Genomic DNA, 17,698 nt, shown 5'->3' with positions numbered 1-17,698 from the left:
CCAGGTTCAGGCGCTGACGGATACGCGCAGTGACTTGCGTGGCCAGCAGCGAATGCCCACCCAGCTCGAAGAAGTTATCGCCCAGGCCCACGCGCTCGACCTTCAGCACCTCGGCCCAGATCTCGGCCAGACGCTGTTCCAGCACACTGCGCGGGGCTTGGTAGTCAGCCTGCACCTGGCTGCTGTCGGGCTTGGGCAGGGCCTTGCGGTCGAGCTTGCCGTTGGGCGTCTGCGGCAAGGCGTCGAGGAAGATCAGGTGCGCAGGCACCATGTAGTCCGGCAGGCTGGCCTTCAGATGGCGCAGCAGGTCGCCGCGCAGCTCCGGCTGCAGCGGCGCGCTCGGCACCAGGTAGGCCGCCAGCTGTTTACCGGCCGGACCGTCGATGTCCACCACCAGCACTTCGCGAATGCCCGGGTGTTCGCGCAGCTTGGCGTCGATCTCACCCAGTTCGATACGGAAACCGCGGATCTTGACCTGATGATCGACCCGGCCGGCGAATTCGATGACGCCGTCGGCGTTGTAGCGCGCCAGATCGCCGGTACGGTACAGGCGCCCGCCTGCCTGGTCGCCGAACGGGTCGGGAATGAAGCGTTCGGCACTGAGCCCAGGACGCTGGTGATACCCGCGCGCCAGCAGCTCGCCGCCGACCAGCAGTTCGCCGATGGCGCCCGGCAGGGCCAGGTTGCCCGCAGCATCGACCAGGTAGATGCTGCGCCCGGCCAGGGCCTTGCCGATCGGAATCTGGCTAGGCAGCGGCACCTGTTCAGTGACATAGGCGGTGCAGTCCTGGCTGGTGATGGTCACCGTCGCCTCGGTCGGGCCGTAGGTGTTGATCAGCTCGACATGAGCCAGGCCCGCCGCGCGCCACGCCGGCACCCCGTCGGCGGCCATCGCCTCGCCCCCCATGTGCACGCGACGCAGCGCGCCGTAGGAACGCGGGCCCTTGGCGGCGAAATCCTTGGCCAGCATGTACCAGTAGGCCGTCGGCAGGTCGCTGAAGGTGATGCCGTGCTCCAGCACCTGGCGATACCAGGTCTCGCTGTCCCACAGCGTCGGGCCGCGCAGCAGGAGGCGCGCGCCGACGATCAGCGAGGGGTACAACTGCTCGACGAAGGCATCGAAGTTGAACGTGGAGAACTGCAGCACGCGGTCTGCATCGCTCAGTTGGCAGAACGCGGCGAAGCCCAGGGCATGCTCGGTCAGGGCCGCGGCGCTGATACCGACACCCTTGGGACGACCGGTGGAGCCGGAGGTGTACATGATGTAGGCCAGGTTCGCCGGCTCGGTCAGGTTCTGCGGATCGTCCTCGCTGCAGCCTTGCAGCCAGTCGTCGCCCTGGTCCAGGCACAGGCTGCGCACCTGCTCGGGCACGCTCAGCCGGGCCAGCACCGGGGCCTGGGTCAGCAGCAGGTGCAGGCCACTGTCTTGCATCATGTAGCTCAAGCGCTCGGCGGGATATTCCGGGTCCAGCGGCACGTAGGTGCCCCCGGCCTTGAGCACCGCCAGCACGCCCACCACCATGTCCAGGCTGCGCTCGATGGCGATGCCGACCGCCACGTCCGGGCCAACGCCCAGTGCGCGCAGGCGATGGGCGATACGGTTGGCGCGACGGTTGAGGACCTGGTAGGTCAGCGACTTACCCTCACAGTCCAGCGCAACAGCGTGCGGCGTCTGGGCCGCACGCGCCGCGATCAGTTCGTGCACGCAGCGCTGGTCGCTGAAGTCGACACGATGGGCACCCTGGTCCTTGAGCTGCTGCACCTGTGCGGCATTCATCAGGGCCAACTCGCCGATCAGTTGTCTCGGTTGACGGACGATCTCGCGCAGCAGGGCCTGCCAGTGACCCGCCAGGCGCTCGATGCTGCTGCGCTCGAACAGGTCGCAGGCGTAGGTCATGGCCGCCGTGAGGCCGTCGTCGCTTTCGTAGGTGTCCAGGCTCAGGTCGAGTTGCGCGGTGTAGCTGTCCCACTCCAGCCCTTGCACGCTCAAGCCCGGCAATTGCCGGGCGGCGCCGCGCTGGGCGGCCTGGTGGTTGAACATCACCTGGAACAGCGGGTTGTGGCTCAGGCTGCGCTCCGGCTGCAAGGCTTCGACCAGTTGCTCGAACGGCAGATCCTGGTGCGCCTGGGCCTGCAAGGCGGTCTGGCGCACCTGTTGCAGCAGGTCGTTGAAGGTCAGGGTCGGCGTGAAGCGGGCATCGAGCACCTGGGTGTTGACGAAGAAGCCGATCAGGCCCTGGGTCTCGGCGCGGCTGCGGTTGGCCACCGGCACCCCGACGCGGATCTCGCCCTGACCGCTGTAGCGGTGCAGCACGGTCTGGAACGAGGCCAGAAGCAACATGAACAGGGTCACGCCCTGCTGTCGGGCCAGGTCCTTGAGCGCCTGGGCCAGCGACGCCTCGAAGGCGATGGGCAGGCGTGCACCGCGCAAACTCTGCACCAGCGGGCGCGGATGATCGGTGGGCAATTCCAGCACCGGCTGCTCACCCGCCAGACGCTCGCGCCAGTAACCCAACTGACGTTCCTGCTCGCCAGCCTGCATCCAGTCGCGTTGCCACAGGGCGTAGTCGGCGTACTGGATCGGCAACGCCGCCAGCGCCGCCGGCACACCCTGGCACTCGGCCTGGTACAGACGAATGAGCTCGTCGATCAGGATTGGCATCGACCAACCATCGGAGATGATGTGGTGCACACACAGCATCAATACATGCTCATCGGCGCCCAGTGCCAGCAGACGCACCCGCAGCAGCGGCCCGCGCTTCAGGTCGAACGGCTGCTGCATGTGCGCCTCGACCCGCGCCTTGATGGCCGCCTCACGCTCGCCAGGGTCGCGCAGCGACAACGACTCGACCGCCACCTCCATGGGCAGGCTCGCATGGACGATCTGCACCGCCTCGTCACCGTCCTGGGCGAAGGTGGTGCGCAGGGTCTCATGGCGTGCCAGCAACTGGTCGAAACTGCGCTGCAACGCCGCGCTGTCCAACTGGCCGTTCAAACGCAGCGCCGCCGGGATGTTGTAGGCGGCGCTGTGCGGGTCGAGCTGCCAGAGGAACCATTGGCGCTGCTGGGCGTAGGAGAGTGCTGTCCCGTCTGCAGGTTCCCTCCTGAAGATCGGGGTGACCCCGTAGAGATTGACACCCTGTCGCTTGAGCAAGGCAGCCAACGCCTTGCGCTCCTTGGTGGACAGCGACTTCACGGAGTCGAGCAGCTCTTGCACTTTGAAGGTCTCCCGCTAAGCGATCAGATTATCTATTTCCTGTGCTGTAAGACGTTTCAGTGCCTCCAGGGATTTAGTCAGTTCGTCATGGGCGCTGGCACGCTGCCCACGCAGGCTGTCGACCAGTCGAGCGAAGTCGGCCAAGGTGGCCTGTTCGAACAACTGGTTCAGACTCAGCTCGACACCCAACTGCTCGCGCACCTGGGCGATCACCTGCACGATCAGCAACGAATGGCCGCCCAGCTCGAAGAAGTTGTCCTGCAGCCCCACCTGCTCCACGTGCAGCACCTGCGCCCAGATCGCCGCCAGGGTTCGCTCCAGTTCGCTGACCGGCGCCACGTGGCCAGGCTGCAACGCGCGCGGGTCAGGCATGGGCAGGGCCTTGCGGTCGAGCTTGCCGTTGGGCGTCAACGGCATGGCCGGTACGTCCACCCAGTGGCTGGGCACCATGTAGTCCGGCAGGCCCGCCTTGAGGTGACTGCGCAGCGCCGCACGCAGGCTGTCCGCGCTGTCCTCGGCGTGGTGCAGCACCAGGTAGGCGACCAACTGCTTGCCGGTGGCAGCGTCGATATCGATCACCGACGCCTGGCGCACGGCCGGGTCCGCCAGCAAACGCTCTTCGATTTCGCCCAGTTCGATGCGGAAACCGCGGATCTTCACCTGGTGGTCCAGACGGCCGACGTACTCGATCACTCCACCCTCGCGGTAGCGCACCAGGTCACCGGTGCGGTACAGCCGCGCCCCCGGCTCGCGGGCGTAAGGATCGGGCACGAAGCGCTCGGCGGTGAGGCCGGGGCGCTGGTGGTAACCACGGGCCAGGCCGTCGCCGCCGATCAGTAGCTCGCCACGTGCGCCCTGTGGCAGCACCTGCAACGTGTCACCCAGCACATGCAGGCGGGTGTTGGCCAACGGCCGACCCAACCAGACATCGTCGCTGTGGGTCAGGTAGTGGCAGGCCGACCAGATGGTGGTCTCGGTCGGCCCGTAGACATTCCACACATGACCGCTGTGGTCGATAAGCCGCTGGGCCAGTTCGGCGCTGAGCGCTTCGCCGCCGCACAGCACGGTCTTGCCGGCGAAGGCCCGGGGCGCGGCAGCATCCAGCAGCATGCGCCAGGTCGATGGCGTGGCCTGGATGACGCTCACACCCTGCCGCGCGATCACTGCCAGCAGGGCCTGCGGGTCTTTGTTGACCTGCTCGTCCAGCAGCACCACACAGGCGCCGCTCAGCAGTGGCAGGTACAGCTCCAATGCCGCGATGTCGAACGACAGCGAGGTCAGCGCCAGTACCTTGTCATGGGCCGCCAGCCCTGGTTCGCGGCCCATGCTGCAAAGGAAGTTGACCAACGCGTCGTGACGAATGGTCACGCCCTTGGGCTTACCGGTCGAGCCAGAGGTGTAGATCACGTAGGCCAGATTCTGCGCCTGGGTGAGGCGCGGTGGATTGTCCTCGCGCAGGCTGCGTGGCAGCGCCTGGTCCAGGCACAGGCACTGCACCTGCTGCGGGATCGGCAATTGTTGCAGCAGCGCGCTCTGGGTCAGCAGCAGCTCGACGCCGCTGTCTTCGAGCATGTAGGCCAAGCGGTCGCGAGGGAACTGCGGGTCCAGCGGCACATAGGCACCGCCGGCCTTGAGCACCGCCAGCAGACCGACCAGCAAATCGAAGCTGCGCGGCACAGCGATGCCCACCAGCACTTCGGGGCCGACACCGCATGAGCTCAGGTGATGAGCTAGCGCGTTGGCCCGTCGATTGAGTGCTTCGTAGCTCAGGGACTGCTCGCCAAGTACCGCAGCCGTGGCCTGCGGCGTGCGAGCCACCTGGGCTTCGAACAACTGCACCACGCTCTGTTCGCGTGGATAGACCGTGGCACTGTCATTGAACTGGTACAGCGTGCGCTCGCGCTCGGCGACCGCGAGCAGCGGCAGCGCCTCGACCGGTTGCGTGGCGTCGTCGCAGATGCCCTGCAGCAGGTTGCGCCAGTGCTCGGCCAGTCGGGCGACGCTGACGGCATCGAACAAGCTGGTGGCGTAGGTGAAGGTCGCGCTCAGCCCGCCCTGGTGCTCGACAGTGTCCAGGGTCAGGTCGAACGGCGCGCTGTGCTTGTCGGCGGTGATGGCCTGCAGGTGCAGTCCGGCGATCTGACGCGCCTCGCCCGAGACCTGGGCCTGATGGTTGAACATCACCTGGAACAGCGGACTGTGGCTCAGGCTGCGCTCCGGCTGCAAGGCCTCGACCAACTGTTCGAACGGCAACTCCTGATGGGCCTGCGCGCCGAGGGCGGTGCGCTTGACCTGCTGCAGCAGCGCGTCGAAGCCCAGTGGCGAACTGAAATGGGCATCGAGCACCTGAGTGTTGACGAAGAATCCGATCAAGCCCTCGGTCTCGGCACGGGTGCGGTTGGCCACCGGCACGCCGACACGAATGGCCGCCTGCCCGGAGTGACGGTGCAGCAGGGTCTGGAACGAGGCCAGCAGCAGCATGAACAAGGTGACGTCCTGACGTGCCGCCAGTTGCCGCAGTTGCGCCACCAGCGCCGGTGGCAAGTCGATCGGCAAGCGTGCGCCGTCGTACTGCTGCACGGCCGGGCGCGGTCGGTCGGTGGGCAGCTCCAGCACCGGCTGCTCGCCGCCCAGTTGCTGCTGCCAGTAGTCCAACTGACGCTGCTGCTCGCCGGCGTCCATCCACTGGCGTTGCCAGGCCGCGTAGTCGGCGTACTGGAAAGCCAGGGTCGGGCGCACGGGTTCACGGCCTTGAAGGTGGCTCTGGTAACCGTCGACCAACTCCTCGATGAGGATCGGCATCGACCAGCCATCGGCGACGATATGGTGCAGCACCAGTACCAGCACATGTTCGTCGGCAGCCAGGCGCAGCAGGCGTGCACGCAGCAGCGGGCCTTGCTCCAGGTCGAACGGTTGGCGCACCTGCTGCTCGATCCAGCGCGGCAGATCGGCGCTGACCGCAGAGGCCTCGACGATGTCCAGCGCGACCGGCAACGCTGCATGGACGATCTGTTCGGCGGTGACGCCCTGCTGGCGGAAGGTGGTGCGCAAGGTTTCGTGACGGGCCGTCAGCGAGGCGAAGCTGTAGCGCAAGGCCTCCACGTCCAGCTCGCCGGTCAAGCGCAGGGCCGAGGGAATGTTGTAGGCCGCGCTGTCGGGCTCCAGTTGCCAGAGGAACCACTGGCGTTGCTGTGCGTAGGACAGCGCCAGGGGCTGACTGCGGTCGGCGTGGGTGAAGGCGGGTGCCTGACTGGCGCTGGCCTCAGCGGCGGCCTGGGCGAAGGTCGCCAGATCCGCAGATTCGAACAAGGCCCGCAGCGGTACTTCCAGGTTCAGGCGCTGGCGGATGCGTGAGGTCACTTGCGTGGCCAACAGCGAATGGCCGCCCAATTCGAAGAAGTTGTCGTGCAGACCCACCTGCTCGACGTTGAGTACTTCGCTCCACATCGCGGCCAGTTGCTGTTCCAGTGCCGTGCGCGGCGCCACGTAGCCCTTTTGCAATTGGCTGGCGTCTGGTTTGGGCAGGGCCTTGCGGTCCAGTTTGCCGTTGGCGGTGAGCGGCCAGGCGTTCAGCACCAGGAAATGGGTCGGCACCATGTAGTCAGGCAGTTGCGATTTGAGGTGTTGCTTGAGCACTTCGCGCAGTTCGCTGTGATCGACTTGCGCATCCTGCGCGATCAGATAAGCCGCAAGCTGCTTGCCCCCGGCCCCGTCGATGTCCAGCACCAGCACTTCGCGCACGGCCTCGTGAGCGTGCAGGCGGGCTTCGATTTCACCCAGCTCGATGCGGAAACCGCGAATCTTCACTTGGTGGTCGATGCGGCCGACGTATTCGATCACTGCCTGGCTGCGGTAACGGGCCAGATCACCGGTGCGGTACAGACGACCACCTTCGTTTGAGAATGGGTCCGGTACGAAGCGCTCGGCGGTGAGCGAAGGACGGTTGTGGTAACCGCGTGCCAAGCCCGCGTGACCAACATGCAACTCGCCGCTGCAACCTGGGGCTACCGGGTTGAAATCGGCATCCAGCACGTACATCGACAGATCAGGAATTGCAGCGCCGATGGGGCTGCTGGTCTGTTGCGTGTCCTCGAAACGAATCGGGCGATAAGTCACGTGCACCGTGGTTTCGGTGATGCCGTACATGTTGACCAGGTTGTCGCAGCCTTTGCCGAAACGCTCGAACCAGGGCTGCAAGGCAGGTACATCCAGGGCTTCGCCGCCGAAGATGACGGAGCGTAACGCCAAGTCAGCCTGACTGTCGCAGGCTATACGCATCAACGGCTTGAACGCCGAGGGCGTCTGGTTCAGCACCGTGACGCCCTGCTCGACCAGTAACTGGTGGAAGTCTTCAGGAGAGCGCGTCACCTCACGCGGCACGATCACCAAACGCCCGCCGTGCAGCAGCGCACCGAAGATTTCCCAGACCGAGAAATCGAAGGCGTAAGAGTGGAACAGGGTCCAGACATCATTCTGGTCAAAAGAGAGCCAGTTCTCGGTCGCCTTGAACAAGCGCAACACGTTGTGATGCGGGAGCAAGGTGCCCTTTGGTTTGCCAGTCGAACCGGAGGTATAGATCACATACGCCAGGTTGTCCGGCTGAGTCAGGTGCTCAGGATTGTCATCGCTGTAGCCATCAAGATCGGCTTCAAGCACAAGGCTACGCACCGAAGCCGGCACGGGCAGAGCGGCCAGCAGGTGCTGTTGAGTCACCAACAACGCAATACCACTGTCTTCGATCATGTAGCTCAGGCGGTCCTGCGGGTATTCCGGGTCCAATGGCACATACGCCCCGCCCGCCTTGAGGATCGCCAGCAACCCGACGATCATCTCGAACCCGCGTTCCACCGCCAGGCCCACCAGCACATCCGGTCCAACACCCTGCTCGCGCAACTTGTGCGCCAAGCGGTTCGCACGGCGGTTCAAGCTGTCATAGCTCAGCGACTGCCCGGCAAAGGTCAGGGCAATGGCCTCGGGCACGCGCGCCGCCTGGGCTTCGATCAACGCGTGAATCGACTCCGTACTCGGATAGTCAGCAATGGCCTGCAACGGCAACGGCGGCAATGCCACCTCGCCCAACGGACGCTGGGCGTCATCGGGCAACTGCAGCAGCAGGTGCTGGAAGTGCTCGGCCACCTGGGCAATGGCCGATGAATCGAAGCAGACAAGATCGAAGCCCAGGCTCGCCTGCAAGCGCTCGCCCACCTGCACCACCACGGTCAGTGGGTAGTTGGTGCGCTCTTGCGTGCGCACCTCGCCAAAGCGCAGTCCAGCCGGTGCAGCCTGCTGAAGGGCTTCGGCTACCGGGTAGTTCTCGAACACCAGAATGTTGTCGAACAGCGCCTCGCCGCCGCGACCGGCCCAGCGCTGAATGTCGTACAGCGGCGTGTGCTCGTGCTCGCGCAAGGCCAGGTTCAACGCCTGCACCTGCTGCACCCAGTCCGCCACGCTCAGCTCAGGACGTGGACGGGCGACCACTGGCAGCGTGTTGATGAACAGCCCGAGCTGTTCTTCGATACCTGGGAGGTCCGCCGGACGCCCCGCCACCGTGGCACCAAAGGCCACGCTCGACTGCCCGGTGTAGCGCTGCAACAGCATCAGCCAAGCCGCCTGCACCAGGGTATTGAGGGTCACCCGCTGCTCGCGGGCAAACTCGGCCAAGCGCTGGGTCTGCGCCCCGTCGAGTTCCAGCGCGTGGAGGCCCTGCCCTTCGCCCGACGCCCCGCCTTTGAGCGCCTGCGCCAGGCGAGTCGGCTCGTCCAGCGCCGCCAGGCGCTCGTGCCAGAAGCCTTCGCTGACCTGCACATCCTGGACCTGCAACCACTGGATGTAGTCACGGTAGCGGCCCTCGCCCAGCGCCGGCGTGACACCGGCATAGCGCTGCAGCACCTCGCCGAGCAGACGTGAACTGCTCCAGCCGTCCATGAGGATATGGTGGCTGGTGTAGATCAGGTGATGACGGCCATCGCCCGTGCGCACCAGGCTCAGGCGCAGCAGCGGACTTGTCGCCAGGTCGAAGCCTGCCTGGCGCTCGGCCAGGGCCAGCGCGTCGAGGTCCTCGACCAGGGTCGCCGACGCGCTGCGGTCATGCTCGCTGAACGGCACGCACACGTGGCGGCGCACCACTTGCAGCGCCACCGGCAGGTCCTGCGGGAAGCTGCTGCGCAGCACCGCGTGGGCGTTCACCGCATCCTGCCAAGCCTGGCGGAAGCGGGCCACGTCCAACCCCTGCACATCGACCCGCAACTGGTTGATGTAGTTGCCGGACGCCTGGGCATAGAGGCTGTGGAACAGCATGCCCTGCTGCATGGGCGACAGCGGGTAGAGGTCTTCGATGTCGCTGGCGGGCAGCGCCAGGCTGTCGAGCTGGGCCTGGGTCACGCTCGCCAGCGGGAAGTCCGAGGGGGTCACGCCCTGGTGCGGTGCCCGAGCGCAGTGCTCGACCAGTTCGCCCAGCACCTGCTCGTAACGCCGGGCCAGGGCCTGGACGGTCGCCGGACGCAGTACCGCCTGACTGAAACTCCAGTCCAGTTCCAACTCGCCCTGGTAGACCTGACCGTTGATGCTCAGCCAGTTCCCCAGGGGGCTGTCCTCGGCCTGTGTGGCGCCGCTCGACTCCCGGGCAGGCCTGAACAGCGCGCCCTCGGCCTCGGCGAAGCTGCCGTCGAACTGGCCCAGGTAGTTGAAGGTGACCTGGGGCTGTGGCGCCGCTTGCAGACGTGCGCGCAGTGCCGGCTCACCCAGGTAGCGCAGGATGCCGTAGCCGATGCCCTTGTTCGGCACGCCACGCAATTGCTCCTTGATGGCGCACAGGCCGGCGCCGAGCGCGCCGCTGCCGGGCGTCAGGCGCACCGGGAACAGGCTGCTGAACCAGCCAACGGTTCGGCTCAGGTCGAGTTCGTCGAACAGGTCTTCGCGACCATGCCCTTCGAGCTGGATCAGCACCGACGGGCTGTCGGTCCACTCGCACAGTACCTGCGCCAGGGCGGTCAGCAGCAGGTCGTTGACCTGGGTGTGGTAGGCCGCCGGCGCCACTTGCAGCAAGGCGCGGGTCTGCTGGGCGTCCAGGCGTGACGTGGCGTGGGCCACCTCGCGCTGGGTGCGGGCAGCGTTGGCATCGTCCAGCGGCAAGGGGCTGACAGGCGCTTGCAGGCAGGCCAGCCAGTACTCGGCCTCGGCCTGCAGCGCCGGAGACTGGGCATACAGGCCCAGGCGCTCGGCCCAGGCCTTGAGCGAACTGGTCTTGGCCGGCAGGCTCACGGCCTGCCCGCTGGCGACGGCGCCGTAGGCCTGCTGCAAATCTTCGAGCAGCACCCGCCAGGACACGCCGTCGACCACCAGGTGATGAATCACCAGCAACACGCGCTGGGTAGCGTCGGGCAACGTCACCAGCACGGCGCGCAGCAGCGGCCCGTGGCTCAGGTCGAGACTGCGCTGGGCGCTGTCGGCCAGCGCGGTCAAGGTGTCAGGGTCGTCCAGTTGGCGGGTCCACAGCAGGTCGGCGTCCACGGCACTGTGGAATTCGGCCTGCCAGGTCTCGCCCTGGACAAAGCGCAGACGCAAAGCGTCATGCTGCATGACCAGCGCATGCAAGGCCGTGCGCAGGCACTCGGCGCGCAGCGGCTGCACCGGTTGGAGCATCAACGCCTGGTTCCAGTGCCCACGCTGGACGATGTCGGTGTCGAAGAAGCGCGCCTGGATCGGCAACAACGGCAGGTGGCCAGTGACCTGCTCCACGACCGGCTGCGCGGTCTTTTTCTCGATGATCTTGGCCACCGCTGCCAACTGGCCGATGGTCTGCTTCTCGAACAGTTGCTTGGGGCTGAGCTTGAGGCCCTGGCGTTTGGCGCGAGCGATGATCTGCAGGCTGAGGATCGAGTCGCCGCCCAGCTCGAAGAAGTTGTCGGTGCTGCCCACTTGCTCCAGCTTGAGCACCTCGCACCAGATCGCAGCCAGGGTCTGCTCGACGATGCCCTGCGGCGCCACGAACTGCTGCCGTGGCGCACCGGGGGCTGGCAACGCGCGCTTGTCGAGCTTGCCGTTGGCGGTCAGGGGCAGGCGTTCGAGCAGCACGAGCTGGGTCGGCACCATATAGTCGGGCAACAGGGCCTGCAGTTGCTGACGCAGCACCTCGGCCTCCAGCGCATGGCCAGCACGCGGTACGCACCAGGCCACCAGATGCAGGCGCTCTGCATCGCCGTCCATCGGCACGGCCAGCACCACCGCCTCGCCGACACCCTCCAGGCCCAGCAGCACCCGGCTGACTTCGGCCGGCTCGATGCGGTAGCCGCGCACCTTGACCTGGTCGTCGGCGCGGCCGATGAATTCCAATTGGCCCAGGCGATTGCGCCGCAGGCGATCGCCACTGCGGTACAACCGCGCCCCCGGCTGCGCCGGGTCCGGCACGAAGCGCTCGGCGGTCAGTCCCGGTTGGCCCAGATAACCCTGGGCGACGCTGGCGCCGCCGATGTACAGCTCGCCGGCGACCTGATCGGCCACCGGATTGAGCACGTCGTCGAGCAGCAGCGCATGGGCAGCGGGCAACGCTTGGCCGACCGGCACGCTGCGCGCATCGGCGGCCAGCTCGGCGATCTCGTGGGTGAGCACGCCGACCGTGGTTTCGCTCGGGCCGTAGTGGTTGATCAGCCGGCAACCCGGCTTGAGCCGACGCACCTGCTCCAGCAACGCCGGCGGGCAGGCTTCGCCGCCGAGGATCAAGGCATGCTCGGGCAGCGCGGCGGCTGGCTCACCCGCCTGCAGCAAGGCCGCCAAGTGGCCGGGCACGATCTTCAACACCCCCACGCGCTGCTCGGCCATGTAGCGGGCGAAGGCGTCCGGGTCGAAGCCCAGCGCCTCGGGCAGCACGTGCAGCGTGCGGCCCGAGCACAACGCGCCGAACAGCACGGTATGACCCAGGTCGGCGGCGATGGTCGAGACCAGCGCCATGCTCGCCTGCGGCGCCAGCGCCAAGCGCTCGAGCAGGCCGGCGACGTAGCTGGCCAGGGCGCCATGGCTGACCAGCACGCCCTTGGGCTGCCCGGTGGAACCGGAGGTATGGATGATGTAGGCCGGCGATTCCGCCCACAGGCTCAGGGTCGGCGCGCAGTCGGGCTGCGCCTGCCATTGCCCGGGCGAGAACACCAGGCCCTGGCAACCGGCCACCTCAAGGCGCTGCACGCGCGGGTCATCGGCGGCGACCAGCAGCGCCTTGGCCTGGGCGGCCGCGAGCATCTGTTGCAGGCGCGCATCCGGCGCCTTGGTGTCGAGCGGCATATACACCGCCCCGGCCTTGAGGATGCCCAGCAAGGCGGTCAGCCAGTCCAGCGACCGCTCCATCAGCACCGCCACCGGCTGGCCTGGGGCAATGCCCTGGGCGCGCAGGTGGTGAGCCAGGCGATTGGCCGCCTGGTCGAGGGCGGCGAAGCTCAGGCGCTGTTCGGGGCTGCGCGCCGCGAGGGCGTCAGGCTGCGCCTGCACCTGCCGTTGCCACTGCTCCAGCACCAAGGGCACCGCGGCGAACGCAGCGACCGGCGCGACGCTCGGCGCCAGGCGGTGCAGCGGCAGGTGCGGCGCGTCGAGCAGTTGCCCGAGCAAGTGCAGGAAAGCCGGAATGAACGCCTGCACCGTGTCATCGCGGTACAGGTCGCTGGCGTAGGTGATCTGGCCATGGATCAGTTGCCCGTCGTCGGTGATGTCCAGCGCCAGGTCGAAGTGGGTACCGGCTTTGTCCAGCGGGTACTCGGCCACGCTCAGCCCAGGCAGCGCCAGGGTGCGCTGGCGCTGCATGCCGACGTTCTGGTTGAACTTGACCTGGAACAGCGGGTTGTGGCCCAGGTTGCGCTCAGGCACCAGGGCATCCACCAGTTGCTCGAACGGCAGTTCCTGATGCGCCTGGGCGCCGAGCACTGCCTCACGCACCTGGCCCAGCAGGGCGTCGAAGCTCAGGCGTTCGTCCACCTGGCAACGCAACACCTGGGTGTTGACGAAGAAGCCGATCAGGCCTTCGACCTCGGCGCGTCCGCGATTGGCGTTGGGTACACCGATGCGGATATCGCGCTGGCCCGACAGGCGCGAGACGAACAGCGAGAAACCGCTGAGCACCAGCATGAACAACGTCATGCCCTGGGCCCGAGCGCTGGCACTCAGGCGCCGCGACAGCTCGGCGCCGAAATCGAAGCTCAAGGTCTGGCCTTCGAAGCTCTGGGTCAGCGGACGCGCAAAGTCGCTGGCCACGTCCAGCAAGGGTTGCTCCTCGCCCAGTTGTCCACGCCAGTAGTCGAGCTGACGCTCGCCCTCCCCGGCTTCCAGCCAACGCCGCTGCCAGATCGCGTAGTCGGCGTACTGCACCGGCAAGTCCGGCAATTGCGGCATCTGGCCCTGGCTGAAGGCCTGATAGCCGTGCACGAACTCACGGACCATCACGTCCATTGACCAGCCGTCGGAAACGATGTGGTGCATGCTCACCAGCAGCACCTGCTCCTCGTCCGCCAGCCGGTACAGGCTGGCGCGCAGCAGCGGCCCGCTGAGCAGGTCGAAAGGCTGCTCGCTGGCCTGCTCGACCTGCGCCGCCAAGGCGGCTTCGCGCTGCTCGCCGGGTACGGTACTCAGGTCGATGCGCTGCAGCGGCAGTGACGATGGCGGCAGGACCACTTGACGCGGTTGCTCGCCCTCGGTGACGAATACGGTGCGCAGCACTTCGTGACGCGCCAGCAGGTGGTCGAAGGCGCGTTGCAGCGCCTGTTCGTCGAGTCGCCCGCGCAGCCGCAGGGCGGCCGCCATGTTGTACGCCGCGCTGTGCGGCTCCAACTGCCAGAGGAACAGCAGGCGCTGCTGGGCGAACGACAGCGGCAGGCTGTCGACTCCATGGCGCGACTCCACCACCGGCAACAGGCTGAAGTCCTTGCCCTGCTCGCGCAGCTTGGCCAGGAATTGCCGGCGTTGCTCCAGGGGCAAGCCGACGAACCGTTGTGCAATACGTACCGCCGTGCTGCCACTCATGCTTCAACCCCTTCCAAGGAACCCAGAAACGCGTCCATTTCCGACCAATCGTCGGCGCCGACGCCGCCTGCCGCCTGTTGCGTCAGCTCAGCAGCCAGCTCGCCCAGCGTCGGCCGTTCGAACAGGCTGCGCAGCGCCACCACCTGGCCCAGGCGATCCTTGATCCGGGCCAATACCTGGGCGGCCAGCAACGAGTGCCCGCCCAACTCGAAGAAGTGATCGTCCAGCCCGACCCGCTCGACCTGCAGCACCTCGCACCAGATCTGCGCCAATTGCTGCTCCAGGTCGCTCTGCGGCGCCCGGTACTGGGCCTGCAACTGACCAGGGTCCGGGATCGGCAGTGCCTTGCGGTCGAGCTTGCCGCTGGCGGTCAGCGGCAGGCGCGGCAGCAGCAGCAGATGGCCCGGCACCATGTACTCGGGCAATTGCGCCTTCAGCAGGCTGCGCACCTGCTGGCGCACGCGCGCCTGCTCGGCCGCCTCCTCCAGCACCGCGCCCTCGGGCACCACGTAGGCCACCAGTTGCAGGCCGCCGTGCAGTGGCAACGCCAGCACCACGGCCTCGCGCACGCCCGGGCAGTGCTGCAGGCGCGCCTCGATCTCGCCCAACTCGATGCGGAAACCGCGCACCTTGACCTGATGATCGACCCGGCCGACGTACTCGATCGCGCCCTCGGCATCCAGCCGGGCGCGGTCGCCCGTGCGGTAGAGCCGCTCGCCGCTGGCGAACGGATCGGCGACGAAGCGCTGCGCGGTCAGTGCGCTCTGGCGGTGGTAGCCGCGCGCCAGGCCCGGACCGCCGATGTACAGCTCCCCCACCGCGCCTGGCGGCAGCAGGTTGAGATCGTCGTCCAGGAGGTACAGGCGACGGGCCGCCAGGCCACGGCCGATGGGGATGCCACGCCAGGACACCGCGTCGTGGCGCAGCTCGCTGCAGTCGTGCACGGTGCTGACCACCGTGGCTTCGGTGGGGCCGTAGGTGTTGAGCAGGCGCACGTGACCCAGCCCGGCCAGGTGCCACAGGCGCAGACCGTCCACCGCCATGGCCTCCCCGCCGACGTGGACCTGGCGCAGCGCGCCGTAGCTGGCCGGCGGCTGTGCGGCGAAGTCCTGCACCAGCCAGTGCCAATAGGCCGCAGGCAGGTCGGCGAGGGTCACGCCGTGTTCGATCAGCACCTGGTGCAGCGCCGCACTGTCCCACAGCCGGGTATCGCGCATGACCACGCAGGCGCCGTGACACAGCGGTGGGAAGAACTGCTCGATGAAGCCGTCGAAGCTGCTGGTGGCGAATTGCAATACGCGGTCGCCTTCACGCAGGTCGCTGTAGTCGATGGCGCGGGCGATGAATTCGCTCAGGGCGCCATGGCTCACCGCTACGCCCTTGGGGCGTCCGGTGGAGCCGGAGGTGTAGATGACGTAGGCCAGGTGCTGTGGCTCGACGCTGCACGGCAGTGGCTCGGCGGGCAGCGCGTCCAGGGCCAGGCGATCCAGGCACAGGCAGGTCAGGCCCTCCTGGGTCGGCAGCGCAGGCAACACGGTGCTGTCGCTGAGCAGCCACTGCAAGCCGCTGTCCTCGCAGACCTGAGCCAGGCGCTCGGCCGGGGCTTGCACGTCCAGCGGCACGTAGGCGCCGCCGGCCTTGAGCACGGCCAGCAAGGCCACGGCCAGTTCCAGCGAGCGCTCCAGCGCGACCCCGACCAGTCGGTCAGGACCGACACCGCACTGACGCAGGTGATGGGCCAGGCGGTTGCTGCGGGCGTCGAGCTCGGCGTAGCTCATCGACGGCGCCTGGTCGACGCCGGCCAGCACCAGCGCCTGAGCCTGGGGCGTGCGCGCGGCCTGGGCCTGGAACAAGCGGTGGGCCGGCAGCAGTGCCTCGCTCGGCGCGACCGGGTACAGCAGCGCCTGGCGCTGGGCGTCGCTCATCAGCGCCAGTTCGCCCAGGCGCTGGCCGGCATCGCGGCACACCGCCTGGAGCACCTGCTGCCAGTGATCAGCCAGCGCCGCGATGGTGGCGTGGTCGAAAATGTCGGTGGCGTAGGTGAAGGCGGCGAACACCTGCTCGCCTTCCTCGCGGGTATCGAGCATCAGGTCGCTGGTGGCGGCATGACGACGACCGCTGCCGGCCAGCTGCTGCTCGCTCAGGTAACCGACCCGCAAACCTGACTGCAACTGCACGCTGTGCAGGTCGGTGACCAGCGGCTGATGGTTGAACATCACCTGGAACAGCGGTGTGTGGCTCTGGCTGCGGTTGGGTTGCAGGGCTTCGATCAGCGCATCGAACGGCAGGTCCTGATGGGCCTGGGCACCGACCACGGCCTGATGCAGCCGCGCCAGCAGCGCATCGAACGGCAGTTGCGCGTCGAGCTGGCTGCGCAGCACCTGGGTGTTGACGAAGAAGCCGACCAGCCCCTCGGTTTCGCTGCGGGTGCGGTTGGCGATCAGGCCGCCGACGCGAATGTCGGTCTGGCCGCTGTAGCGCAAAAGCAGGGTCTTGAAGGCCGCCAGCAGGACCGTGGACAGGGTCACGCCGTGGGCCTGCGCCAGTTGCCTGAGCTGTTGGCGCAGCGTGCTGTCGAGCACGCGCTCAAGGCGCTCGCCCTGATGACTGGGTTGCGCCGGGTACGGGCGGTCGGTGGGCAGTTCCAGCAGTGGGTGCTCATCGCCCAATTGCTCGCGCCAGTAGTCAAGCTGGCGCTCGCGCTCGCCGGCCTGCAGCCAACTGCGCTGCCACAGGGCGTAGTCGCGGTAGTGCACCTTGAGCGCCGGCAACGACGGCGACTGGCCGGCCACCAGGGCGTCGTAGCTGCGCATGAATTCATCGATCAGGATATTCATCGACCAGCCGTCGGCGATGATGTGATGCAGGGTCAGCAGCAGCACGTGCTCCTGCGCGCCCAGGCGCAGCAGCACGATGCTCAGCAGCGGCCCGCGCTCCAGGTCGAAGGACTGGTTGGCCTGGGCCGCCATCTGCTGCTGCGCCTGCGCCCAGCGCGAGGCTTCGGGCCAGTCGCTGAGGTCGATCAGTTGCAGACGCAGCGGCGCGGCAGGCGCCACCCGCTGCACCGCGCGCTCGCCGTCCTGGGCGAAGGTGGTACGCAGGCACTCGTGACGCTCGACCAACACGCTGAAGGCCTGCTCCAGCGCCGCCACCTGCAGCTCGCCGTCCAGGCGTACCGCCATCGGCAGGTTGTAGGCGGCACTGTGCGGTTCCAGTTGCCAGAGGAACCACATGCGCTGCTGGGCATAGGACAGGCCATCACGCTCGGCCAGCCCCTCGCAGGACGGCATGGGCAGTTGCGCGAAGTCGATGCCCTCGCGCCGCATCCCGTCGAGAAACAGGCGGCGCTTGTCCTCGGGCAGCTCGATGAAACGACGGGAGAGGGTCTGGGCGTCTGCGGCATTCATGTCTTCGGTCCTTGCTGGTCGGCGGCGCGAGCGGAAGGCCCGCTCGCATCAACAAGAACGAATGGCCCTGGGCCTG

At 67.3% G+C, this 17,698-nt stretch carries 2 protein-coding genes and 2 pseudogenes; all 4 read right to left on the bottom strand.

Annotation, left to right across the window (positions count from 1 at the left end; translation table 11 throughout):
• Positions 1–7: 7 nt before the first annotated feature.
• A pseudogene (locus ACK2SD_RS10985) lies at positions 8–271 on the bottom strand (phosphopantetheine-binding protein); the annotation flags it as partial.
• Positions 254–3,082: pseudogene (locus tag ACK2SD_RS10980) on the bottom strand (amino acid adenylation domain-containing protein); the annotation flags it as partial. The pseudogenes ACK2SD_RS10980 and ACK2SD_RS10985, both read right to left, overlap by 18 nt.
• 150 nt (positions 3,083–3,232) lie before the next feature.
• Positions 3,233–14,215 carry an amino acid adenylation domain-containing protein gene (locus ACK2SD_RS10975; RefSeq protein WP_412462120.1) on the bottom strand — a complete coding sequence of 3,661 codons (10,983 nt, stop codon included), beginning with the start codon at positions 14,213–14,215 and terminating at the stop codon, positions 3,233–3,235.
• The gene (locus ACK2SD_RS10970) at positions 14,212–17,622 is read right to left on the bottom strand and encodes an amino acid adenylation domain-containing protein (protein WP_412462119.1); all 3,411 of its coding nucleotides are present in this window, start codon (positions 17,620–17,622) and stop codon (positions 14,212–14,214) included. The genes ACK2SD_RS10975 and ACK2SD_RS10970 overlap by 4 nt, the downstream gene beginning before the upstream one ends.
• Positions 17,623–17,698: the final 76 nt, after the last annotated feature.

The organism is Pseudomonas sp. SC11 (assembly GCF_047039205.1).
Taxonomy (GTDB): Bacteria; Pseudomonadota; Gammaproteobacteria; order Pseudomonadales; family Pseudomonadaceae; genus Aquipseudomonas; species Aquipseudomonas boreofloridensis.
This window is presented reverse-complemented; position numbering and strand designations above follow the sequence as displayed.

What these genes read in the sequence shown, in the direction of transcription:
- ACK2SD_RS10975 (WP_412462120.1), bottom strand. Translation starts at nt 14,215, where the DNA reads ATGAGTGGCAGCACGGCGGTACGTATTGCACAACGGTTCGTCGGCTTG.
- ACK2SD_RS10970 (WP_412462119.1), bottom strand. Translation starts at nt 17,622, where the DNA reads ATGAATGCCGCAGACGCCCAGACCCTCTCCCGTCGTTTCATCGAGCTG.